The 23,237-nt window shown below is 70.7% G+C and carries 20 protein-coding genes and 2 pseudogenes; 15 read left to right on the top strand and 7 right to left on the bottom strand.

What is annotated here, in order from left to right; translation table 11 throughout:
* Positions 1-28 precede the first annotated feature (28 nt).
* Positions 29-220, top strand: a pseudogene (locus OH735_RS17960) (Uma2 family endonuclease); the annotation flags it as partial.
* A 231-nt stretch (positions 221-451) separates the two neighbouring features.
* Here the strand turns inward: OH735_RS17960 and OH735_RS17955 are convergent.
* Entirely contained in the window at positions 452-2,011 is a 1,560-nt protein-coding gene (locus tag OH735_RS17955) for an SMI1/KNR4 family protein (protein WP_406382545.1), read from the bottom strand.
* Between the two features lie 611 nt (positions 2,012-2,622).
* Here OH735_RS17955 and OH735_RS17950 point away from each other — a divergent pair.
* The 7 genes from OH735_RS17950 to OH735_RS17920 all read left to right on the top strand — a co-directional run bounded on the left by OH735_RS17950 (position 2,623) and on the right by OH735_RS17920 (position 9,229).
* Complete coding sequence (locus OH735_RS17950) at positions 2,623-3,282, top strand: hypothetical protein (protein WP_406382544.1); 660 nt, start codon at positions 2,623-2,625, stop codon at positions 3,280-3,282.
* Between the two features lie 315 nt (positions 3,283-3,597).
* Positions 3,598-4,839 (top strand): ATP-binding protein, encoded by a 1,242-nt coding sequence (locus OH735_RS17945; protein WP_406382543.1) that lies wholly within the window; start codon positions 3,598-3,600, stop codon positions 4,837-4,839.
* Positions 4,836-5,240, top strand: a complete 405-nt coding sequence (locus tag OH735_RS17940) for a roadblock/LC7 domain-containing protein (protein WP_406382542.1) — start codon at positions 4,836-4,838, stop codon at positions 5,238-5,240. Before OH735_RS17945 ends, OH735_RS17940 begins: the two co-directional genes overlap by 4 nt.
* Positions 5,237-5,611: a DUF742 domain-containing protein gene (locus OH735_RS17935; protein WP_406382541.1), complete on the top strand. Its 375-nt coding sequence runs from the start codon at positions 5,237-5,239 to the stop codon at positions 5,609-5,611. Before OH735_RS17940 ends, OH735_RS17935 begins: the two co-directional genes overlap by 4 nt.
* On the top strand, positions 5,586-6,176 hold the full coding sequence (locus tag OH735_RS17930; RefSeq protein ID WP_406382540.1) for a GTP-binding protein: 591 nt from the start codon (positions 5,586-5,588) through the stop codon (positions 6,174-6,176). The genes OH735_RS17935 and OH735_RS17930 overlap by 26 nt, the downstream gene beginning before the upstream one ends.
* A gap of 195 nt (positions 6,177-6,371) precedes the next feature.
* On the top strand, positions 6,372-7,772 hold the full coding sequence (locus OH735_RS17925; protein ID WP_406382539.1) for a cytochrome P450: 1,401 nt from the start codon (positions 6,372-6,374) through the stop codon (positions 7,770-7,772).
* A gap of 326 nt (positions 7,773-8,098) precedes the next feature.
* Positions 8,099-9,229: a cytochrome P450 gene (locus OH735_RS17920; protein WP_406382538.1), complete on the top strand. Its 1,131-nt coding sequence runs from the start codon at positions 8,099-8,101 to the stop codon at positions 9,227-9,229.
* A gap of 30 nt (positions 9,230-9,259) precedes the next feature.
* Here OH735_RS17920 and OH735_RS17915 read toward each other — a convergent pair whose 3' ends face one another.
* Positions 9,260-10,435 (bottom strand): RNA-guided endonuclease InsQ/TnpB family protein, encoded by a 1,176-nt coding sequence (locus OH735_RS17915; protein WP_406382537.1) that lies wholly within the window; start codon positions 10,433-10,435, stop codon positions 9,260-9,262.
* 175 nt (positions 10,436-10,610) lie between these two features.
* Here OH735_RS17915 and OH735_RS17910 point away from each other — a divergent pair, with 175 nt between their 5' ends.
* Together OH735_RS17910 and OH735_RS17905 are read left to right on the top strand one after the other, a co-directional pair.
* A complete protein-coding gene (locus OH735_RS17910; RefSeq protein WP_406382536.1) occupies positions 10,611-11,435 on the top strand; it encodes an enoyl-CoA hydratase/isomerase family protein in 825 nt (274 codons plus the stop codon).
* Positions 11,436-11,792: 357 nt separating this feature from the next.
* Positions 11,793-12,431 (top strand): CAP domain-containing protein, encoded by a 639-nt coding sequence (locus tag OH735_RS17905; RefSeq protein ID WP_406382535.1) that lies wholly within the window; start codon positions 11,793-11,795, stop codon positions 12,429-12,431.
* 121 nt (positions 12,432-12,552) lie between these two features.
* Here the strand turns inward: OH735_RS17905 and OH735_RS17900 are convergent, their stop codons facing one another.
* The gene (locus OH735_RS17900) at positions 12,553-13,503 is read right to left on the bottom strand and encodes an ion transporter (protein ID WP_406382534.1); all 951 of its coding nucleotides are present in this window, start codon (positions 13,501-13,503) and stop codon (positions 12,553-12,555) included.
* 310 nt (positions 13,504-13,813) lie between these two features.
* On the opposite strand from OH735_RS17900, the gene OH735_RS17895 reads away from it, so the two are divergent.
* A complete protein-coding gene (locus OH735_RS17895; RefSeq protein ID WP_406382532.1) occupies positions 13,814-14,611 on the top strand; it encodes a VOC family protein in 798 nt (265 codons plus the stop codon).
* Between the two features lie 32 nt (positions 14,612-14,643).
* Here the strand turns inward: OH735_RS17895 and OH735_RS17890 are convergent, their stop codons facing one another.
* Together OH735_RS17890 and OH735_RS17885 are read right to left on the bottom strand one after the other, a co-directional pair.
* Positions 14,644-15,330 carry a response regulator gene (locus tag OH735_RS17890; protein ID WP_406382531.1) on the bottom strand — a complete coding sequence of 229 codons (687 nt, stop codon included), beginning with the start codon at positions 15,328-15,330 and terminating at the stop codon, positions 14,644-14,646.
* On the bottom strand, positions 15,327-16,526 hold the full coding sequence (locus OH735_RS17885) for a sensor histidine kinase (RefSeq protein WP_406382530.1): 1,200 nt from the start codon (positions 16,524-16,526) through the stop codon (positions 15,327-15,329). The genes OH735_RS17890 and OH735_RS17885 overlap by 4 nt, the downstream gene beginning before the upstream one ends.
* Positions 16,527-16,694: 168 nt before the next feature.
* Between OH735_RS17885 and OH735_RS17880 the strand changes: the two genes are divergently transcribed.
* Genes OH735_RS17880 through OH735_RS17870 form a run of 3 tightly spaced genes read left to right on the top strand, consistent with a single transcriptional unit; the run spans position 16,695 to position 20,016 of the window.
* Positions 16,695-17,702, top strand: coding sequence for an ABC transporter ATP-binding protein (locus tag OH735_RS17880; protein WP_406382529.1), 1,008 nt, complete (start codon positions 16,695-16,697; stop codon positions 17,700-17,702).
* The gene (locus OH735_RS17875) at positions 17,699-19,243 is read left to right on the top strand and encodes an ABC transporter permease (RefSeq protein ID WP_406382528.1); all 1,545 of its coding nucleotides are present in this window, start codon (positions 17,699-17,701) and stop codon (positions 19,241-19,243) included. The genes OH735_RS17880 and OH735_RS17875 overlap by 4 nt, the downstream gene beginning before the upstream one ends.
* Positions 19,240-20,016 carry an ABC transporter permease gene (locus OH735_RS17870; protein WP_406382527.1) on the top strand — a complete coding sequence of 259 codons (777 nt, stop codon included), beginning with the start codon at positions 19,240-19,242 and terminating at the stop codon, positions 20,014-20,016. Before OH735_RS17875 ends, OH735_RS17870 begins: the two co-directional genes overlap by 4 nt.
* 46 nt (positions 20,017-20,062) lie before the next feature.
* Here the strand turns inward: OH735_RS17870 and OH735_RS17865 are convergent, their stop codons facing one another.
* Complete coding sequence (locus tag OH735_RS17865; protein WP_406382526.1) at positions 20,063-20,872, bottom strand: HAD-IIA family hydrolase; 810 nt, start codon at positions 20,870-20,872, stop codon at positions 20,063-20,065.
* A gap of 133 nt (positions 20,873-21,005) precedes the next feature.
* Between OH735_RS17865 and OH735_RS17860 the strand changes: the two are divergent.
* Positions 21,006-21,632: pseudogene (locus OH735_RS17860) on the top strand (phosphoribosyltransferase); the annotation flags it as partial.
* A 416-nt stretch (positions 21,633-22,048) separates the two neighbouring features.
* Here OH735_RS17860 and OH735_RS17855 read toward each other — a convergent pair.
* Positions 22,049-22,792, bottom strand: a complete 744-nt coding sequence (locus tag OH735_RS17855; RefSeq protein WP_406382525.1) for a polyprenol monophosphomannose synthase — start codon at positions 22,790-22,792, stop codon at positions 22,049-22,051.
* Positions 22,793-23,237 lie beyond the last annotated feature (445 nt).

Genomic DNA, 23,237 nt, shown 5'->3' with positions numbered 1-23,237 from the left:
GGCACGGGCCGGGTGGCGGGCCCGTAGTGCGTATGCCGAGACCGGCATTCCCGTCTACCTGCTGATCGACCGTGACACCTGCGAGGTCAAGGTGCACTCGCAGCCCGACGGCGTGCGGTACGAGCAGGCGGTGACGGTTCCGTACGGGAAGACTGTCGAACTGCCCGACCCCGTGGGCATCGAACTGGACACGGAGCCGCTGAAGAACTGGGTCCGCTGACCCGAAGGCGGCGGAGCAGTGGAAAAGGCCGGGACCGCTCGTGTCGTCCCGGCCTTTCCTGTGCGTTACGCCGGCTTCTCCTCCAGACGGGGGAACAGCACCGCGCCCTTCGTCACCGTCGCGCCCACCGGGATGCGGCCCCAGGTGCCCACGTCCTGTACGCGCTGGTCGGACAGCGCGCCCGTCGCGAGGCGGGCCCGGCCCTCCGGGGACCCCGCTGCGTCAGCAGCATCAGAAAAGCGTGCCGCTGACGCGGAGAGCGTTCTCGGTGGTGAGGCCGAGGCGGGCTGCCCAGGCGAGGGCTTTGTCGAAGGTGGCGTCCGGGTCGGCCAGGTGGGCGGCGGTGAGGGTGGGCGGTACTTCGCCCTCGGTCAGCAGGGTGGTCCACTGGCGTCCGGTGAGGGAGAGGTAGCGCAGGCCCGTCAGGTCGGCCAGGACGGCCGGGTCGGCGACGTCGGTTCCGGAGAGGTTCAGGCCGCGCAGGTGGGGGACGGTGCGCAGCGGGGCGAGGTCGACCGGGACGGTGGTGGTCAGGTCGAGGGAGGCGAGGTGGGGGTGGCCTTCGAGCGGGGTCAGATCTCCGCCGTCGAGGGTGATGCGCAGGGACTCGACCGGCAGTTCGCGCACCGGCCGCAGGTCGCTGGTGGTGGAACGGTTGAGGTGCAGTCGGCACAGGCCGGGGGCGGCGGTGAGCGGGGCGAGGTCGACCGGGCCGGTGGCGTCGTTGATGTGGATGGCCTGGAGGGTGGGCGGGACCTCGTCGGGGATGTCGCCGATGAGCTGCTGGGGGGCGGGCTCGCGGTCGGGTTCGAGCAGGGAGATGTGGTCGCCGTGCTTCTCGTACGCGCCTTGGTCCAGCAGTTCCAGGTAGTGGCCGAGGAGTGAGGTGACCGAGTCGGCGACGTGGGCGGGGCCGTCGTCGTAGTCGCGGCCGGTGCGGATGAGCTGGCCGGGGCGGCCGTACCGGGCCGGGGCCGTGTCGACGGCCAGGTAGTTGCCGTCCTCGCTGGTGGCGAAGCGCAGCCAGCCGGGGTGGCTGCCGCAGCGGCGTACGGTATCGGCGGGGATGGTGTCGAGGACGACCGCGTCCCATTCCGAGTCCCAGCCGTACCAAGGGCGTTCGCCCGAACCCCAGTCGGTGGTCTCGGCGACGAGGCTCTTCAGCGACAGCCAGGCGTTGCCCTGGAACAGGTAGCGGTGCTCGTAGTCGATGCCGTCGCCGTCGGCGATCAGGTAGAGCGCCCGCAGGTCGGCGGGCAGGCTGCGGCCGAGGCGGCGTTCGGCCTCGTCGATGGCGGCGGCGGTGGAGGGCGGGGGCAGTTCTTCGGGGTGCCCCAGGATCGCGGCGCGCTTTTCGAGGTAGGCGCGGAACCGGGCGACGGCCAGCTCCGCGTCGCCTGCCGGTGCCGCGGTACCGGGCTCCTGGTGCAGACCGGGCTGAGGCAACCGGTAGTCGGCGTCCAGGACCACTTGGAAGCCGTAGTTCAGCCCCGTCACCCGGGTGAGGGCGTCATGGAAGGCGACGAGCCGGTACTCCCCGGACGGCCGGCAACGGATCTCCAGGCTGATCGGTTCCCAGTCGTGCTCCTTGCGCAGCGTCTTTGCCAGTGCCATGAGTTCCGCGTGGGGGCTGGGCACGCGGGCGCCCCAGGAGTCCCCCCGCGGGATGTAGTGGCCGGTCACCGAGCTGCCGCCCCGACCTGCCCGGCCGTGCAGTACTGCCTCCGTCCAGCCGGTCGGTGCGTTCGCGACGAGCGCCTCGACTATGGGCCGTACCGCCTGCTCCACCATGCTCTGCTCCCGTGCTGTCGATGATGTCGGGCATCATGGCAGCGCTCACTGACAACGAGCAGCCCTATCCCCGTATCCCCTTATGTCCGTATGTTCGTATGTCCGAAGTCTCCTTCCGGGACTCGTGACGACATGTCCGGGAACAGGGCAAACCACCGTCGACGAATCTTCGCAGGAGCACCACAAGGGCTGCGCACCACGTTCGGATGGTGCCGTTAGCGTTACTGGCCGCTCGACCTCGCGTGCGAACGTGAAACAGGTCGCCGGTCCCCGGCGGCGTAGTCAGCACAGAAGGATCGCAGATGGACTACTGCTCCACGTGCCGCCGGAATCTCAATGGGGCGCTCGTGTGTCCAGGGTGCGGCGCATACGCTCCGGACATCGCTCCACCCGCCCAACGCCGCCACGGCACGGTCGCCACCATCGCGACGACGGGGGAGGCGTGGCGTGCGGAGGAGGTCCCCGCTTCGGTGTCCTACACCGGCATTCATCGCTTCGATGCGGCGCCGATGACGGGCAGCCGCGCATTCGAAGACACGATGTCGGGTGCGTCGGACACTGTGTCGGACACTGCGCCGGACGCCGCGTCACGCACTGAAGCGGGTATTGAGGTGGGTTCCGAAGCGGGCGCTGAATCGCTCGGCGGCTTCGAAGGCACCGTCCCCGCCGGAACCGGTCAGGGCCGGGCGGCCCGGCGCCGGCAACTGGCGCGCTGGAAGAAGCACCGGCGTCGGGCCTTGGCCGCTACGGCCGTTGCCCTCGTCGGTGGCGGCCTGACCGTCGCCGCGATGCCGACCACCAGGCCTTCCGCCGGCCACACGCAGGCGGCCTCACCGCCGGACCCGGTTTCCGCGGTGCCTCGTACGGTGACCCCCGACTCGGCGTCGGAGCAGCCGGACACCAGGGTTTCGGGGGATCACGGCTCTCATCCGTCCACGCCGACGGGCCGGCACCGGAAGATCGCCGTCGCCACGCCCGCCACCGTGCGGACGGACCGGCAGCCGGAGGCCGCCGCTGCGGCCGAACCGCCCGCGACCACGAGCACGACGCGGTACACCGCCGCCTCGTCGCCCAAGGTGCCGCACGTCGACAACGCCGCTGCCACGGACGCCGCCCCCGCCCCGGCCCCGGTCCCCGAGACGGCCGCGCCCGCTTCCGCCGACCGGCCCGGCACGGACACTTCGGCCGCGAAGCCCTTGCCGGAAACGTCGACGGCCGAGCAGACAGCGCCGAAGAAGCAGGTGTGCCTGCTCGTCCTGTGCGTCGGCTGATTGCGCACACCGCAGGTGGTGCCTCCCGACGGGCCGTCAGGCGTGGCGGGAGGCGTGGCGGATGTGAACATTCCGCGTCAAGAGTGCAGCTGGCGTGTTGGTCTTGACATTTACCCGACGGGCCGATGCTAAGATCATCTTACTTCCAGTGGGCTGATGGCGTATGGGGGCATTCCGGAAGGGATGAATTCCTCGGCCCCGCTTTCGGAGGGGCCTTCCCTGCGTGACCCATGCCGTGGCTCAATGAGCCCGGCTTGCACGGCACATGAGGAAGCGTCAAGCCGTTTCCCAGCCATGGCACTTGAAGTGAGTCTCATGACATTTGCACAGGGCCTGCTCCTCTGGGCGCTGGTTGTCGTAGCACTGGTAGCCGTCGGTGCCGTCCTGCGGGCTCGCAAGACCAATATCGGGCTTCGCAGACAGGCCTCCCGACTACAGGAGGAGCGGGACGCGCTGCAACGGCAGCGGGACGAGCTCCACGTAGCCCACGCCGGTCTGCGGCACCGGCAGGCCGCTGAAATGGCCGAGGTCCGAAAGGACGCCGAAGAGGAGACCAAGGCCGTTCTCAAGGCGGCCGTGCGTACCCTTCAGGGTCTCGCGGACGAGCAGCAGGTGGTCGTCGAGAACGCCCAGAAGAAGTACGGCGACGACCCCGGCATGCTCGCCGACCTGATGGCCATCGACCACGCCAACAGCCAGTTCGGCCGCCGGGCGCAGGGCATCGCGGTGCTGTGCGGCGGCTGGCTCGGACGCCGGGAGACCGTCGCGTCCGTCTTCGACGTGGCCCGCAGCGCCCAGGGCCGTATCCGGCAGTTCGACCGGGTCCGGGTCAACGGACAGGTCAACTTCTCCGTCGTCAGCAAGGCCGTGGAACCCGTCGCGGTGGTTCTCGCCGAGCTGCTCGCCAACGCCACCAACTACTCCGCCCCCGGCACTCCGGTGGAGATCAACATCCAGGCCGTCCCGAAGGGCGTCTGCCTCATCATCGACGACGCCGGCCTCGGCATGGGCCAGGAGGAGAAGGACCGCGCCGCGGCTCTCCTCGCACCCCGGGCCGCGATCAGCGTCTCCAGCCTGGGTATTCCCCCACAGTTCGGATTCGCCGTCTCCGGCATGCTGGCCGCCCGCTACGGGTTCAAGGTCTCGGTGGACTCCGTATCCCCTTATGGAGGCGTACGCGCGGTGGTTCTCCTGCCCGACGAGCTTCTCACCGGCGATGCCCCCGCGCCCCCGGCCGCCGTCGCGGCCCCCGCGGCCGCCGGTGGCCGCGACGCGGACGTGGCGGCGCTTCCGTACCGCCAGGCGCCCGCGCCCGCTCCGACCCCGCTGTTCCCCCCGGCCGCGCAGCCGGCCCCCGCTTCGCAGCCCGCGGCGCCCTTCACCACCGCCGGCGGCCTGCCCAAGCGTCGTCGTAAGAGTCCGGTGTCCGTGGTGCCGTCGGCCGAACCCGGGCCGGTGCGCAGCAACGAGGAGACCGCCTCCCGCCTGGGCGCGTTCCAGCGCGGAACCCGGTCCGGACGTGACACGACGACGATGGAAGGACCCGAGATCCAGTGAACCCCGATCTGTCCTGGGTGCTCAATGATGTGCTCCAGGTACCCGGCGCGCGGCACGCGATCCTCGTCTCCGCCGACGGCCTGCTACTGGCCAACTCCAGCCAGATCGGCCGGGACGACGCGGAGACCGTGGCAGCGGCGATGAGCTCCATGCAGTCGCTGAGCCGGGCCGTCGCCCCCTTCATCGGGTCCCAGACCCCCGGTCGCTGGCGGCAGACCCTCCTCGAGTACGAGCACGGCTGGATCTTCCTGATCGCCGCGGGCACCGGTGCCTACCTGGCGGCGGCCGCCGCGGCCGACGTGGACATGGAAGCCATGTCCTTCCGTATGCAGCAGCAGGTCACCGCGCTGGGCAAGGCGATGACCACGCCGCCCCGCCAGGACGCCGGAAGCGAAGCATGACGACGCCGGGCGAGGAGCAGTCGGTCAGCAGCGGGTTCGTCCGGTCCTACGTCATCACCGGCGGTCGCGGCCTGCCCGACGCGGAGGGTCTCTCCCTCGTCACTCTGGTCATGATCGCCCCCGACCGGCAGCCGCCCCCGAACCCGAGCCCCGAGGTCCGGGCGATCTGGGACCTGTGTTCCGGCGGCTATCTGTCGGTGGCCGAGGTCGCGGGCCATCTGGAGCTGCCCGTCGGAGTGGCTCGGCTGCTGCTGAACGATTTAGCGGAACAAGGACATCTGATACGCCGCAAGGCGCCACCGCCGGCCCAGCTCGTTGACAGGAAGATCCTCGAAGAGGTGTTGCATGGACTCCACGTCCGGTTCGGCTGAGAGCATCTATGTGCCGGACGCGGTACAGCGTGCGGCGAAGATCCTCGTCGTCGGACACTTCGCCGTGGGCAAGACGACGCTCATCGGCACCCTCTCCGAGATCACTCCGCTGCGCACCGAGGAGCGGATGACGCAGGCCGGCGCGCACATCGACGATCTGCGCGGCGCGCCCGACAAGGTGACCACGACGGTCGCGCTGGACTTCGGCCGTCTGACCCTGAGCGACGAGCTGGTGCTGTACCTGTTCGGCACGCCGGGCCAGCAGCGCTTCGTCGAGCTGTGGGAGGACATGGCGCGCGGTTCGCTCGGCGCGCTGCTCCTCGTCGACCCGGCCCGTCTCGCCGACACCTTCCCGGTGATCGACCTGGTCGAGACGTACGGGCTGGAGTACGCGGTCGCGGTCAACAGCTTCGACCCGTACTCCCGGCATGCCGAGGAGGAGTTGCGCGAGGCGCTCGACCTGCTGCCGGACACCCCGGTCGTGTACTGCGACGCCCGGGACGAGAAGTCGTCCGCGCAGGCCCTGATCACCCTGGTCCAGCACCTGCTCGCCCGGGTGGCCTGACCGCTGCTCCGCCCGCCGTCTTCCGGTACGGGTGGCCCGACCCCCGTTCCCCGGCCGCCGGTACGCACGCAAAGGGCCGCCTGATCCCCGTTCCCCGTCCGCGGTACGAACGGGGAGGGCGGCCCGATCCCCGTTCTCCTTTCTCCGTCCGCCGTCCGGGTCCCGCGAGGCCCGCGATCACACCGAGGAATACACATGGACTCTCAGCCGGGAGCCACCCCGTACAGCGCCCCCTCCGGGTGCCCGATGCACGGTGAGCGTCAGACGTCGCTCTACGGGCCGGAGTTCGCGTCCGATCCGCAGCGTGTGTACGACGAGTTCCGGGCGCACGGGCTCGCCGCTCCGATCGAGCTGGCCCCCGGCGTGGAGGCCACCCTCATCGTGCAGCACGAGGCCGCGCTCCGGGTTCTGCAGAACCCCTCCTACTTCGCCCGGGACTCGCGGCGGTGGGCGGCACTGCGGGAGGGGCGCGTACCGCTCGACAGTCCGGTGGTGCCCATGATGGCGTACCGGCCCAACTGCCTGTTCACGGACGGCACCGAGCACCTGCGGCTGCGCAAGGCGGTCACCGAGAGCCTCGGCCAGCTGAACACCACCCGGCTCAGCCGGGACGTCGAGCGCATCGCCGACTACCTCATCGACCAGTTCATCGAACGCGGCTCCGCCGACCTGCTGGGCGACTACGCCAAACTGCTGCCGCTGCTGCTGTTCAATCAGCTCTTCGGCTGCCCCGGCGATATCGGCGACCGGCTGACGCGCGGCATGTCCGCGATCTTCGACGGCGAGGACGTGCTGCGGGCCAACGCCGAGCTGACCGAGTGCCTGATGGAACTCGTCGCGCTCAAGCGGCGCCAGCCCGGCGAGGACATCACCTCCTGGCTCATCCAGCACCCGGCGGGCCTGCGGGACGAGGAGCTCAAGGACCAGCTCGTCATGCTGATGGGCGCGGGCATCGAGCCGGAACGCAACCTCATAGCCAACGCGCTGCTCCTCCTGCTGTCCGAGGACACCGGGAATTCGCAGCGGCGGGGCACCGGGCTGCTCGTCGAGGACGCCCTCGACGACGTGCTGTGGAACAACCCGCCGATCGCCAACTACGCGACGCACTATCCGGTCCAGGACGTCGACCTCGGCGGCGTGACGCTGAAGGCGGACACCCCCGTACTGATCAGTTTCGCCGCCGCGAACAGCGATCCCGCGGTCACCGATGCCCGCCAGACGCTGAGCAAGGGCGCCCATCTGGCCTGGGGCGCGGGTCCGCACGTCTGTCCGGCGAAGTCCCCCGCGCAGCTCATCGCGCTCACCGCGATCGAGAAGATCCTCAACTCCGTGCCGGACCTCACCCTCGCCGTGCCGGCCACCGGGGTCGAATGGCGGCCGGGACCGTTCCACCGGGCCCTGGTGTCGCTGCCGGTCCGCTTCAGCCCGAGCCCGGCCCGCCACGCGTCGAAGGCCGCGAACACGGCGCCCCAGGCGCCCGTTTCGTCCCGTACCGCCGCCCTTGAGGAGGTTCCTTCCGCGCGGTACGACCAGGCGGAGCCGCAGAAGAAGACGAAGGGCTGGTGGAGCTCCTTCCTGGACGTGTTCCGCGTGTGACGCCGTCCGGTGACCGGAATTCGGACGGCATGTACGCATAACTCGCCTGGAAGGCAAGCGAGTTGACGGCCAATCGACATATGACAAGGGGTCAGCGACACATTTTCCTGTGATGCGGGCAACAGAGATCGACGCTTGGCAGATATATGCGGAGGGGTAGGTTCTGGCCGTAACCATGAGCCCAAGGCAAGGAACTCTGTGTGAGTGCTATATGTGGCACCGACCGGCCCGTCGTCGACCGTCGTGCCCTCATCGCCCTCTTGAGACGTCTCAAATCGCCGGAGGGACAGGCTGATCCCTACCCCCTTCTGGGGGAGCTGAGATCCATGGGAGACGTTGTACGCGCTCCTTGGGGCGCGTACTTCGTCACCGGTTTCGACACGTGCAGTGAGGTGCTTCGCGGTCGCAACTGGCTGGCGCCGGACTTCGCCTGGCAGGAGCGCCAGGAGGACGTCAGACAGTGGGGCGCCATCGCCACGCAGGAGATGACCAAGACGCTCGCGCGCCTCAACGCGCCGGAGCACACCTGCCAGCGCCGCAGCCTCGGCAACCTCTTCGACCGCTCCACCATCCAGCGGCTGACCCCGCAGATCGAGGAGCACGTCACCCGCCTTCTCGACGAGTTCGCCGAGAAACTGAGCTGGGGCGAGGCCGACTTCGTCAGTACGGTCAGCGAGCAGCTCCCGATCAGCACCATCGGCACCTGGCTGGGCATCCCGCCCGAGGACTACGCCCACATCCTGGAGATCACTCACAACCAGGTGCACGCCCAGGAGCTGCTGCCCACCAAGAGCGAACTCGCCGTATCCGAAGAAGCGACCCTGCATCTACGCGCGTACTTCACCGAGATGGTGAAGCAGCGCCGCGCGAATCCCGGCAACGATGTCGTGACCGGCTGGATACACACCTGGGACGCGATGGCGCCCGACCGCGAGGCGGCGGACGAGACTCTGTACCGTCTCACCATGTTCATCACCATCGCCTCGCTGGAGACCACCGCGACGCTGCTGTCGAGCATGGTGGGCCTGCTGCTGCGGGAGCCCGGCCGGTGGGCGTGGCTCGGGGAGAACCCCGGATACATCGACGCCGCCGTCGACGAGGCGCTGCGGTACGACCCGCCGATCCAGATCAACACGCGGGTCGCAGCCGACGACACGGTCCTGGCGGGCGTGCCGATCGCGAAGGACACCATGGTCCACGTCGTGTTCGGCGCCGCCAATCACGACCCTCGGCGCAACGAGAACCCGGACGCCTTCGACATCACGCGCACCGGCACCAACCTCACCTTCGGGGGCGGTGTGCACTACTGCCTGGGCGCGGCCCTGGCCCGTCTCGAAGCACGTACGCTGCTGACGCAGCTCGTGAAACGTTTCCCCACCCTGCGTGCCGTGACGGCGCCCAGCTACGCGTCCCGTCTGGTCTTCAGGCGTGTGACCTCGATGAATGTCGCGATTTGACTTCCTCCCCCTCCTGAAGGAGGGGGATCCCTACGGCTCGCGCCGTGGGATTTTCTGCTTCGTCGCCGACTGCCCGCCCGGAGTTCTCCGTTGAGGTCTTACACCGGCTCCACAGACCGATACCGCCAGCCCGGCGGCCAGAACGTTGTGTGCCGCGTTCCCGTCGCGGTCGTGCGTGACGCCGCAGCTGTCACATGTCCAGGTACGGACGTGTAGCGGCATGCTTGCGGCGAGCGCACCGCAGTGGGAGCACAGTTTGGAAGAGGGGAAGAAGCGGTCGACGGTGATGACTTCCCGCCCATACCAGGCGGCCTTGTACTCCAGCATGCTCCGGAACTCGGCCCAGCTCGCGTCGCTGATGGCGCGTGCCAGGCTCCGGTTCTTGACCATGTTGCGCACGGTCAGATCCTCGATCACGAGCGTTTGGTTCTCACGCACGAGACGAGTGGTCAGCTTGTGGAGGTGATCCCGGCGCCGGTCCGCGATCCGGGCATGGATCTTCGCAACCTTGATCCGGGCCTTGACCCGGTTCGCGGAACCCTTGGTCTTCTTCGCGAGGACCCGCTGGGCCTTCGCGAGACGTGCCCGGTCCTTGCGTTCGTGACGGGGGTTGGTGATCTTCTCCCCGGTGGACAGTGTCAGCAGGGAGGTGAGGCCCACATCGATTCCGACCGCCGTATCCACGGCGGGGAGGGGCCTGACCCTGGGATCGTCGCACAGCATGGACACGTACCAGCGTCCGGCCGCGTCCTGCGTCACGGTCACCGTGGACGGCACCGCACCCTCCGGGAGCGGCCGGGACCATCGGATGTCCAGCGGCTCCTTCATCTTCGCGAGGGTGAGTTCGCCGTCGCGGTACCGGAAGCCGCTGGTCGTGTACTCGGCAGAGGCCCGGGACCTCTTCTTCGACTTGAAGCGGGGGTACTTGGCCCGCTTCCCGAAGAAATTCGCGAACGCGCTCTGCAAGTGGCGGAGCGTCTGCTGGAGCGGGACGGAGGAAACGTCGCAGAGGTAGGCCAGCTCGTCGGTCTTCTTCCATGCCGTGAGCATCGCCGAGGTGGCGTTGTAGTTGACCCGCTCCCCCCGCACCCACGCTTCCGTGCGGACGGCGAGGTTGTAGACCTTCCGGACGCATCCGAAGGTACGCGACAGCTCCGCTGCCTGCGTATCCGTCGGGTGGAAGCGGTACTTGAATGCCCGCTTCACGTCAGTGGTGGTTCACAAACTAGTGCGATAGCGGGTAAGAATCAAACCTGCGGGTCAGAGCACCGCGGTCCGCCTTGGCGGTGAATCGCAGCTCGTCGCCCTGCTCCGCAGGGGTTTCGCTTCCTCCCCCTGGCTGAAGCCGGGGGTATCCACGGGTATCCACGAAAGGAATCAGATGAGGTTTTCCCTTACCGAGTACCTGTCGCCGTACCGGGCGGCACCGAGCCCAATACGCACCGCGCGGGAGGGCGGCATCCTGCGCGTGGAGCTGAACAGCCCCGACACCGGCAACGCGGTCACCGAAGCGATGCTGGACGATCTGCTGGCGATCCTGACCCTGCCGGACCCCGATGTCCGGGTGGTGGTGCTCAGCGGGGCCGGCGAGCACTTCTCGCTGGGCGGCGACCGCAACGAGTTCGTCGACTGGCTCGACGAGGACCCCACCGGGCGGGGCATCCGCATCGCGGCCGAGAAGGGCCGCCGTGTCTGCGAGGCGCTCACGACCAGCCAGGCGGTCACCATCGCCCGGGTCCAGGGCAAGGCGATCGGCGCGGGCATGGCACTGGCTCTCGCCTGTGATCTGCGCGTCGGCGCCGACACCGCCGGATTCCGGCTGCCGGAACTGGCACTCGGCCTGCCCACCGCCTGGGGCGGAATGCTGCCGCGCCTGCTCCACGAGGTCGGCGCCGCCCGGGTGCGCGAACTGATTCTGACCGGGCGCCCCTTCAAGGCGGCGGAGGCGTACGAACTGTCGGTCCTCCAGCGCGTCGTGCCCGAGGACGAACTCGACGCGGCGGTCGACGCGTGGGCCAAGCCCATCGTGCGCCGGCCCGAGGCGGCCCTGCGCGTCACGAAGGCCCTGCTCAACTCGTACGCCGCCGCGACGCGGCTGGCCGACCCGTCCGTCCTGGACGCGGAGCTGATGGCCACCGTCGCGGCCGCGACCCGCCGGACCCGCGACGCCGGGGGGACGGGCACGGGGGCCGTACCGGTGCGTTAGCTCTCGGCGAGGCCGACGAGCCGGTGGAGGACGTGGGCCGAAGGGGTAGAGGCGGTCGAGGACGTGGCGGGTGCCGGGGTGGTGGTCCGTGCCCGAGTGGTACTGGGCATCGACCGCAGACCTTTTTGCCACTCAAAACACTGATGAGTAGCCGCCACTTGGACGGCATGGTGATGTCTGTCCGCCTCGGCGCAGGTATGCGCGCGCTACGTTCCTCGGCATGCGCCCCGCCAGGCACTCCCGCCCTCCGTCGGTTGTACGGACCCGGGCAGTACTTCCGCTTGCTGCCCATTCCGGAAGCCGTTCCGGGAACGACGCTGTACGGGGCCGCTCCGCGACTATCGAGCGAGGTCACGCATGAGGAAGCACCGCAGGAAGACGTCCTACCGGAAGATCACCGTCGCCGTCGTCGCCGTCGTCGCCGTCGTCGCCGTCGTCGCCGTGGGGGCCGTGGGTGTGCCCTCCGCCGCCATGGCCTCCTACACCCCCCAGGACAAGCCGGCTTTGGGGGCGGGGTGGCCCCGCACCGCACAGGGGAGCGTCCCGAAGCCCGCTGCGCCCGTGAGCGTTGCGAAGCCCGCGGCTCCGGCGTCCCATGCCGCCGCCCGCGTACTGACGCTTGTCAACCGCGCACGCGCCGAGGCCGGGTGCTCGCCGCTGACCAAGAGCGCGAAGCTGGCGAAGGCGGCCCGGGCCCACAGCGCGGACATGGCGTCCCGCCGCAACATGTCCCACACGAGCTCCGACGGATCGGCCGCGGGCGACCGCATCGCGGGCGCCGGTTACGACTGGTGGGCGTACGGCGAGAACGTCGCCCACGGCTACACCACCCCCGAGGACGTCGTGGCGGGCTGGATGAACAGCCCCGGTCACAGGCGCAACATCCTCGACTGTTCGTTCAAGGAGATCGGCGTGGGCGTCGCCCAACCCGGCAACTACTGGACGCAGGACTTCGGAGCGGCCCGGCGAACACCCCGCTCGGCCACAGCCGGGTGAGGCCACGGCTACGCGTGAGCGCGCACCGGAAGAGTGCCTACGGTCCTGCCTTCCGAACCCGGGGAGCCACGCGAACGGGACTTCGCGCCGTCGGACGGCGACGCGAGGGGCGAGGACCGGCCTACGTACCGGGCTCCCCGACCGCCACGAGTTCCCCTTCTCCCTCACCCGAGCCTCGGCAGCCGCACGAGTGCCGGGTCTCCGCGAGGTCCGCCTCGATGGAGTCCAGGGCCCGGCGAGCGGCGTCGATCTGCGCCCGGAGCGCCTCGGCGGTGTCGGCGGGAGGCAGCCGGGGTCCCGGGGGCGTCGCGTCCCGCGCGCTCTCCTCCAGCTCGCGCTCCTTCTCCAGCTCGCGTGCCTCTTCGAGGGAGTTGATGACGACGCCGATGAGCAAGTTGACGAGCAGGAAGGAGCCGAGCAGGACGAACGACGCGAAGTAGAGGATCGTCCAGCGGGAGATCTCCAGGGCCGCGCGGACCACGTCCCCGAGGCCGTCGAGAGTGATGAGGAGGAAGAGGGTGAGCGCGGCGCGGCCGAGCGAGCCGAAGCGCTCGGGATTGTCGTCGGCGAAGAAGACCCAGCCGACCATGGCGTACACGTAGAGCAGGAGCGCCCCGACGAGCAGAAAGCTCAACGTGCCGGGGAGGCTCTTGCCCACCGCGACGATCACGATGCGCAGCTGGGGCAGAAACCTCGCGGCGCGCAGCACCCGGGCCAGCCGCAGGAGCCGGAGCACCGTCGCGTTCTCGCGGGCGAACGGCAGGAAGGCCAGCGCGACGACGAGTACGTCGAACACGTTCCAGGGGTCGCGGAAAAAGTCCCGGGGCCGGTCGGCGTGAGCGGCGGCGCGGAGCAGGATCTCCGCGGTGAACGCGGCGAGGAAGGCGTGCTCCGCGACCTTGAGGACGTCGTGCCACTGCTGCACGACGCCGCTGTACGTCTCGACTCCCAGCAGCGCCGCGTTGGTCACGATGAGGCAGAACACGGTCCCGCCGAAGGCCGGGGAGTCCACGACGCGACGGCTGCGTACGGCGATCTCACGCCGTAAGTGAGCGGCGACCTGTTCGGACATGGTGTGATTCGTTTCCTCGCAGAAGTACGGTCCCCGCAGGCCGGTTGCCGCTCGTTGCCACTCGCCAACAGAAGTGGATCTTAAAGGGCGTCGTCACGGGCCTCGCACCGGGCGCCGAGGCGGGCCGGTCGCGGTGGGCCACGAGCGGCCTTACCCGGCTCCATCCGTTCGCATCCGTACCGCTACGCCGTCGGTGTGGCGGCCCGCGTCCGGCGCGCGGGAAACCGGTGGGCTGGCTAGCGTGAAAGGGCGTACCACCCACCGAGGCACGAGTACACGCGAGCACGAAGAAGACGAAGGAGTCGACGTCATGGCTGCACAACCGGAGGGCACCCCGTGCTGGGCCGACGCGATGTTCCCCGATCTCGACGGCGCGAAGCGTTTCTACGGTGAGGTGCTGGGCTGGACGTTCGGCGAGTCCTCGTCGGAGTTCGGCGACTACACGCAGGCGTACGCCGACGGCAAGGCGGTCGCCGCCGTCGTGCCCCCGATGCCCGGCCAGGAGGGCCCGTCGGCCTGGTGTCTGTACCTCGCCTCACCGGATGCCGCGGCCACCGCCGCGAAGATCCGTGAGAACGGCGGCGAGACGCTGATGGACCCCATGGAGGTCGGGGAGTTCGGCACGATGCTGCTGGCCCGCGACCCCAGCGGTGTCACCTTCGGCGTGTGGCAGGCGGGCGCCCATGAGGGCTTCGAGGCCCAGGGCGTGCCCGGTGCGTTCTGCTGGGCCGAGGTGTTCACCCGGGAGCCCGAGAAGTCCGATGCGTTCTTCCCCGCCGTCTTCCCGTACAGCGTGGTGAAGATGGAGGACGAGCACGTCGACTTCAGGATGTTCAACCTCGGCGAAAATACGGTCATGGGGCGGATGAAGATGGGCGACGAATTCCCGCCCGAGGTGCCGCCGTACATGAATGTGTACTTCACCGTCCCGGACTGCGACGCGGCCGTCGCGAAGGCCACCGAGCGCGGCGCGACCCTGCGGTTCGGCCCGATGACCATTCCGTTCGGCCGCTTCGCCGCGCTGACGGACCCGCAGGGCGCGGCGTTCTCCGTGATCGACGTCAACACGACCGAGGGCGAGGCGCCCAAGACGTCACCGGTGTCCTGACGTGGTCCCGGGCCACGCGTCCGCGCCCCGGCTCACCCCCCGGCGCGCGGCACCACCAGACCGGATTCGTACGCCGCGACCACCGCCTGGGTGCGGTCCCGCAGACCGAGTTTGTTCAGGATGCGGCTGACATGGGTCTTGACCGTCTCCTCGCTGACGCTCAGCCGGGCTGCGATCTCCGGATTGGACAGGCCTTCGGCGATCAGGCGCAGTACCTCCGTCTCACGCGGGGTGAGCGCGGTGAGCGGGGCGGCCGGCGCGGCCGGGGCCTTGCGGCGCATGCGGGCAAATTCGCCGATGAGGCGACGGGTGACGGTGGGCGCGAGCAGGGCCTCGCCCGCGGCGACCACGCGCACCGCGTCGAACAGACGCTCCGCGGTGACGTCCTTCAGCAGGAAGCCGCCCGCCCCGGCGGCCAGCGCGTCGTAGACATGCTCGTCCAGGTCGAACGTGGTGAGGATGAGGATGCGCGGCCCGCCGCCGTCCGGGGCGGCGGCCCGGATCCGCGCGGTGGCCTCGATGCCGTCCGTGCCCGGCATCCGGACGTCCATCAGCACGACGTCGGGGCGCTGTTCTGCGCAGACGCGTACCGCCTCCGCCCCGTCGGATGCCGTCCCGACCACCATGAAGTCCGGCTGGGTGTCCAGGAGTCCGGCGAATCCGTCCCGCACCACCTCGTGGTCGTCCACGACGACGATCCGTGTGGTCGTCGCGGTCATCGCAGGGCCTCCTTCGTGTCTACGGGGAGCCGTGCTTCGACGACGAAGCCGCCGCCCGGCGCCGGGCCCGCGCGCAGTTCGCCGCCGACCGCCGCGACGCGCTCGCGCATACCGAGCAGGCCATGGCCCAGGGCGCGGGAGCCGGAGCGGTCCGGTCCCGGGCCGTTGTCCCTGATACGCAGGTCCAGGGCCTGCGAGGCGTAGCGCAGCTCGACGTCCACGGCCGCGCCGGGCGCATGTCTGCGGGCGTTGGTGAGGGCTTCCTGGACGATCCGGTACGTGGTGAGCTCGATGCCCGGGTCGAGCGGACTCACGGGTCCGCTGACGATCAGCCGGGTGCCCGCGCCGCCGACCTCACGGGCCTCGTCCAGCAGCTCGTTGAGCTGGGTGAGGCCGGGTTGGGGCTTCCGGGTGACCGGTGGCGCGCCCGCGTCTTCGCGCAGTACGCCGAGCAGTCGTCGCATCTCCGTCAGTGCGGTGCGTGCCGTGTCGCCGATGTCCCGCAGTCGTTTCGCCCCGGCCTCCGGCATGCCCGGGGTGGTGAGGCGGGCCGTCTCCGCCTGGACGGAGATCACCGAGATGTGGTGGGCGACGACATCGTGGAGCTCGCGGGCGATGCGGGCCCGTTCGCCGCGCGCCACGTGTTCGAGGAGCGTGTCCGCGATGGCCCGTTCGGTGGCGTCGCGGGCCACCGCCTCGGCCCGGGTGCGGCGGCCGATGCCGTCCGCGACGGCCGCCGCCGCGAGTACGGCGGCCGTCACCGCGTACACGCGCAGGACCGTGTCGTCGGGGGCGGTGAGCGCCACCGCGACGTACGGCACCACGAGGAGCACGGCCAGGCGGCGGGAGCCGCGGTTGCCGAGGTGGTGCAGGGTGAGCAGCTGGGCGACGAGCCCGGCGAGGGTCAGGTCCCGGTAACCCGCGAGTGCCAGGAGACTCGCCGCGGTGACGGCGGTGGCCGCGGCGGCCGGGTGGACGCGCAGGAGCGCCAGCGGCACCGTGGTGCACAGGCCGAGCAGCAGGGCGAGCGGCAGCGTGAGCGGAAGATCCGGCTGTCCGGCCGCTGCGCGGACGGCGCTCTCCACGGCCGCGAGCAGCCCCAGTGCCACCGCGGCCACCGCCGGGCCGTCGGGCGAGACGGCGATCCTCCGTGCCTTCCGCATGATTCCTTCGCTCATGCACGCCCTTTCGCTCATGCACGCCATTGTCACGGCGTCGGCGACCATTGGCGTCCCCCTCCTCAGGCGTCTCCGCATCCCCTGCGCGAGGGATGTCGGCAGCCGCCGTCCCCCGCGCAAGGGGTGCCGAAGAGCGCTCCGTCGCGTGACGACCGCGGGCCCGCCGTCTCCCTAGCCTTCTGCACCATGGGAACAACCGTGGCAGCAACCATCGAAGTCCGGGGACTGCGCAAACAGTTCGGGCAGACCGTCGCCGTCGACGACCTGTCCTTCACCGTGCGCCCCGGCCAGGTCACCGGTTTCGTCGGCCCCAACGGCGCGGGCAAGTCCACCACCATGCGCATGCTCCTCGGCCTGGACGCGCCCGACGCGGGCAACGCCCTGATCGGCGGGCGGCCCTACGCGTCGCTGCGTCGGCCGCTCACCGAGGTCGGGGCCCTGCTCGACGCGGCGGCCGTGCACCCGAGCCGACGCGGCCGCGACCATCTGCTGTGGCTGGCGCACACGCACGGACTGCCGGGCCGGCGGGTGGACGAGGTGCTGGAACAGGTCGGTCTCGCGTCGGCGGCGCGGCGGCGGGCGGGCACCTACTCGCTGGGCATGCGGCAGCGGCTGGGGATCGCGGCGGCGCTGCTCGGCGACCCGCCGGTGCTGCTGCTCGACGAACCGGTCAACGGGCTCGACCCGGAGGGCATCCGGTGGATCCGCGGCTTGCTGCGGGCGCTGGCCCGCGAGGGCCGTGCGGTGCTGGTCTCCAGCCATCTGATGAGCGAGCTCCAGGACTCCGCCGACCATCTGCTGGTCATCGGCCGCGGTCGGCTCATCGCTGACACCTCCGTGGCCGGACTCCTCGCAGCCGCCTCCGGCGACCGGGTCGCGCTGCGCACCTCCGCGCGTACGGACGCCATGGCGCTCCTGGCCCGGGAGGGCGGGACCGTCTCCGCCAACGGACCCGACTCGCTGACCGTCACCGGCCTGCCCGCGGAACGGATCACCGCGCTGCTCGGCGCGGCCGGGGTGCCGTTCTCCGAAGTCGGCTCCGACCGGGCGACGCTGGAGGAGGCGTACATGGAACTGACCCGCGACGCTGCGGAGTTCCGGGCCATGGCGGGGTTCTGGGCTACGGAAGGGTTTCGGGCCACGGATGAGTTCCCGGCCGCGACCAGTCGCGACGGCGAGGAGTTGACCCCATGACCGCCCCCACCGTCACCCCTTACCGCTCCCAACTACCGCCCGCACACGACGGATTCCCGCAGCTTCTGCGCTCCGAGTGGACCAAGGCCCGCAGCGTGCGCCGGTGGAGCTTCACGCTGCTCGCCGCCGTCGTGATCACCGTCTTCGTCTCGTTGCTCTCCGCCCTCAGCGGCAGCTTCGATGTCAACGGCAGTCCGCCGCCACCGCCGAAGGGCCCGGACGGCACCCCCGTCACCGACAGTTTCACCTTCGTCCACCAGCGGCTGACCGGCGACGGCAGCATCACGGCCAGGGTGTCACCGCTCACCGGCCGCGAAGGGCGCATCGCGCCCTGGGCCAAGGCCGGGGTCATCCTCAAGGCGAGTACCGAGCCGGGATCTCCGTACGCGGCCGTCATGCGCACACCGGCGCACGGCGTCCGGCTCCAGTCGGACTTCACCCACGACACGGCAGGCAGTAGCGCCTCCGGCACCGAACCGCGCTGGCTGCGGCTCACCCGCTCCGGCAACGTACTCACCGCGTCCGAGTCGGCCGACGGCAAGAAGTGGACCGAGGTCGGCAGGGCCACCCCGGCCGGGCTGCCGAAGACCGTCCAGGCGGGCCTCTTCGTCGCTACCCCCGAACTCGTCACCGTGCAGCGGCACTTCGGCTCCACTTCCGTCGGCGGCGGCCCGTCCGAGGTCACCGCTTCCTTCGACCGGATCACGGTCGACGGTGGCCGCGGTACGCCCGACGACGGCAACCGAGGAACCGGCACCTGGCGCCAGGACCGGGTCGGTGCCGATCCCACCAGGGCCGCCGGGAGTCCGGACCGCTCGGAGCAGACATCCGGCACCTGGACCCTGACCGGCTCCGGCGAGATCGGCCCCCTCACCCCGGACACCGACCTCACCCAACGGTCCCTGAGCGGGGCCCAGACCGGGCTGATCCCGCTGGCCGCGCTGGGGGTGCTGTTCATCACCGCCGAATACCGGCGCGGCATGATCCGTACGACGCTGACGGCGAGTCCTCGCCGGGCCCGGATGCTCGCCGCCAAGGCCCTCGTACTCGCCGGAATCGCCTTCCTGACCGGGCTGCTCGCCGCCGTGGTCTCCTTCCTGCTCGCCGAACCGGCGCTGCGTAACAACAGACCCAACCCCGGGGCGTACCCCGAAGCGGCGCTCACCGACGGCCCGGTGCTGCGTGCCGTCCTCGGCACCGCCCTGCTGCTGGCCGCCGTCGCCGTGCTGGCGCTGGCCGTGGGCGCCTTGCTGCGGAACACGGCCGCCGCGGTGACACTGATCGTGGTGGTGTTCGTACTGCCGATGGTCCTGCTCGCCGGGCTGCCCGTCGACACGGCGCACTGGGTGATGAAGGTGACGCCGCTCGCCGGGTTCGCCGTGCAGCAGACGACACCGCGATACGACTTCGTGAGCACCGTCTGCCTGCCCGAGAACAGTTGCTACCCGCAGGGCCCGTGGACCGGACTCGCGGTGCTGTGCGCGTACGCGGCTGTCGCCCTGGGCCTCGCCATGTGGCGGCTGCGCGGGCGGGACGTATGAGGGGCGCCCTGCACGCGGAGTGGACGAAGCTCCGTACCGTGCCCAGCACGTGGTGGCTGCTGTTCGCCGTCGCCGCACTCACGGTGGCGCTCGGCGCTGCGGCCACCGGCTCCGTCTCGACCGGCCAGTGCCCGTCCCCGGCCGAGTGCCACGAGGACACCGTCAAGCTATGCCTGACCGGTGTCTGGCTCGGCCAGGCGGCGGTAGCCGTTCTCGCGGTGCTGGCGATGAGCAGTGAGTACGGCACGGGCACCATCCGCGTCACGCTGGCGGCGGTGCCCGGCCGCGTCCGGGTTCTCGCCGCGAAAGCGACCGTCGTCACCGGGGCCGCCGTGGCGGCGGGCACGCTCGCGGTCCTCGGCTCACTGCTGGTCGGCCGTCTCCTTCTCCCCGGCAACGGCTTCGGCACGGCCGCACTCTCCCTCACCGAGCTCCCGACCCTGCGTGCCGCCGCGGGCTCGGTGCTCTACCTGGGCCTGATCGCCCTGCTCTCCCTGGGGGCGGCGACAGTTGTACGGGACACGGCCGGCGCGATCACGGCCGTGCTCGGCCTGCTGTACGCCTTTCCCGTGGTGGCGCTGATGGTCGCCGACGAGACCTGGCGGGAGCGCCTGCAGGAGCTCGCCCCCTCGTCAGCGGGCCTGGCGGTCCAGGCCACCCGGAACCTGGACACCCTGCCGATCGCCCCCTGGCCGGGCCTCGGCGTCCTCACGGCCTGGGCGGGAGCGGCGCTGCTGGCGGGGGTGGCGGTGTTCCGGCTGCGGGACGCGTGACGGGTGGGGTGCGGGGCGCCTGAGGGGGCGGGCGCCGCCCCGGCCGTCACGCCCCCAGCGGCTTCAGCAGGGCCGGCAGATCGGCGAAGGAGTCGATCACGTGGTCCGGGGTGCCGGTGGCCGCCCGGTGCGTCTCGGGGAGGTACTTGCCGGTCCTGACGAGTACGCCGGTGAGCCCGGCGCGCTGGGCCGCCAGGACGTCGGACTCGATGTCGTCGCCGATCATCAGGGTCCGGGCCGGGGTGGTGCCGAGGTGGGCCAGGGCCGCGGCGAAGAACGACCCGGCGGGTTTGCCGGTGATCTCCGCCTCGACGCGGGCGGCCCGCTCCAGTCCCAGGAGGAAGGCCCCGGTGTCGAGGTCGAGGCCGGTGGCCGTGCGCCAGTACATGTTGCGGTGCATGGCGACGAGCCGGGCGCCGCGCCGGACATGGTGGAAGGCGCGGTTGAGCGCCGCGTAGGTGAAGGCGTCCCCGGCCCCGCCGAGGACGACGACGTCCGGCTCGGGGCCGGGAGCCGGACCGGATTCGTCCTCGTCGACGAGTGCCACGCCCGTCAGGTCGTCCCGGATGTCGCCCGTGTTGATCAGCAGGCAGCGGGCGCCGGGGTGGTGCTCCCGCAGGTGGGCGGCGGTGACGGCGGGGGCGGTGAGGATGTCGTCGGCCGTGACGGGGAACCCCCCGCCGGCCAGTTTCCCGGCGATCGAGGCGCGGGTGCGGGAGGTGGTGTTGGTGACCAGTGCCAGCGGCAGCCCCGCCTCGCGCAGCCGCTCCATGGCCGCCACGGTGCCGGGCAGCGGCTTCCAGGACACCGTGAGGACACCGTCGATGTCGATCAGGACCGCTCCGATTCCTTTCATGCAACCGACCCTGCCCGAGTTGCGCGCCCGCCGCACTTGGGGTTGTTTCGAAGAAGGGAAGCGAATGGGACGTCCACGCACCCGTGCACGTACCCGTGCCGTCCCTTTCTCCCTTGGTTGGGGGTGAACCGCCGTGCTGTTCGCCGACCGTACGGACGCGGGACAGCAGCTGGCCGAGGCGCTCCGGGAGCTGGAGCGGGAGAGGCCCGTCGTGCTGGGCCTGCCCCGCGGCGGAGTCCCGGTGGCCTTCCAGGTGGCGCAGGCACTCGGTGCCGAACTCGATGTGATCGTGGTCCGCAAGCTCGGTGTGCCGCACCACGAGGAGGTGGCCTTCGGGGCCATCGGCGAGGGCGGCGTACGCGTCCTCAACGAGGACGTCGTCAGCCATATCCGGGTCGGGAAGCAGGATCTCGCGGCGATCGAACGCGTCGAGGCGGCGGAACTCGCACGGCGCGCGCAGGCGTACCGCGCGGGCAGGCCGCGCACACCGGTCGAGGGCCGGACCGTGATCGTCGTGGACGACGGCATCGCGACCGGTGCCACGGCCGAGGCCGCCTGCCGGGTGGTACGGGCACAGCACCCGGCACGCGTCGTGGCGGCCGTACCGGTGGCGCCGCCGGACGCGGTCGTCCGGCTGCGGGGCTGCGCGGACGACGTGGTGTGTCTGTCGATGCCGCGCCTGTTCTACGCCGTCGGCGAGTGGTACCGGGACTTCGGGCAGACCTCCGACGCGGAGGTCATCTCCCTGCTGGCACAGGCCAGGCAGCGCGGGCATGTGACGCCCGGCACCGACTGAGGAACGGGGACGGGGACGAGCGGCACCGGGCGGCATCAGCGACGGCCGTCCCGGGTCCCGTGGCGCTCGGGTTTCCGGGGTGGCCTCGTCGCGGCAGCACTGCGGGCCCCTGCCGGGGGCGGGAAGTAGGGGGCAGGGGGGCAGGGGCGCGGGGACAGTCCGCTCGGGCTGCGCCCCCCGGCCACCCCCTCGGCGGCGTGGGCCGGCGGGGTCACGGCCCCGGTGAGGGCGGTGGCGGCAGTGGTGACGGACAGGGCGAGGAACGTGACAGATCTACGGTAAGTCGTCATGCCGCAAGCCTTGTTGAGCCGACGCCGCGGCCCATCCGGGAGGCATGCCGGTACCCGGTGCGCTTAGCCCCCGGGGCAACTCCCCTTGAATCAGTGGCTGTTCCTGCCGAAGAGCAGCTTCCACGGGGCGATGGCGGACTCGATCTGCACGCCCAGGCCGAGCTTCGACTCGCCCTCGACCCGCTCCTCGAACCGGATCGGCACCTCGACGATCCTCAAGTGACGTCCGACCGTGCGGTAGTTCATCTCCACCTGGAAGGAATAGCCGTTGCTGCGGACCGAGGACACATCGATCGCCTTCAGTGTCGACGCCCGCCAGGCATTGAAACCCGCGGTGGCGTCCTTCACTCCCAGCCGCAGGATCGCGTTCACATAGAAATTGGCCCAGGCGGAGAGTGCCTTGCGGTGCCAGGGCCACTCCGTGGCGAGGGAGCCGCCCGCGACGTAGCGGGAACCGATCACCACGGCGGCGTCCTCGGCGAACAGCGTCTCGATCATGACCGGGAGCCTGGACGCCGGGTGGGAGAGGTCGGCGTCCATCTGGACCACCACGTCCGCGCCCTCGGCGAGCGCACGCGTCATCCCCGCCACGTACGCGCGCCCCAGCCCGTCCTTCTCCTTGCGGTGCAGCACGCCGACCACCCCGGCGGTGCGGGCCGCGAGCTCGTCCGCGACCTCGCCCGTACCGTCCGGCGAGTTGTCGTCCACCACGAGAATGTGCAGGCCGGGCAGGCCGAGATCCATCAGGAGGTCCACGAGAACGGGCAGGTTGGTCCGCTCGTTGTATGTGGGCACGACCACCACGGTCTTCGGTGAGGTCTTCTCCACGGCCATCCCCCATGTCCGCTTGAGGTGCTTTTGCGTCGCTCTCCGCGCAGGATCGCGCGAGCCTAGCATCCGCCGCCCGGCCCTCTCGTCACACTTTTCCTCCTGTATCCGTCAGTGCGGTGAGGGCGCGGCAGGGGGCGCCTCGAACCGGGCCCGTCCGGGCCCGGGTCCGACACCGCCGGCGAACAGCCACACCACGAACGCCGTGCACAGCCCCCGGACGAGCCACGCCTCCGGCCCGCCGATGGTGCGATGTTTCCGCCCGTTCACCCCGGCCGGCACGGCCACCTCCCGACATGTCCACGCACGGACCCGGTCGACCGCGCCGGGGGACGGCGCGCCGCGTGGGCCGTCCGGGTGACAGACCCTGCGGGGAAGTCGGTCGGCGTCCCCTGCCACCGCGATGCGAGGCGGTGGCAGGGGAACGCCGTTGGGGAGGAACCGCCACCGG

Origin of the sequence: Streptomyces sp. NBC_01618, assembly GCF_045209435.1 — a bacterium.
Lineage (GTDB): Bacteria > Actinomycetota > Actinomycetes > Streptomycetales > Streptomycetaceae > Streptomyces.
This window is presented reverse-complemented; position numbering and strand designations above follow the sequence as displayed.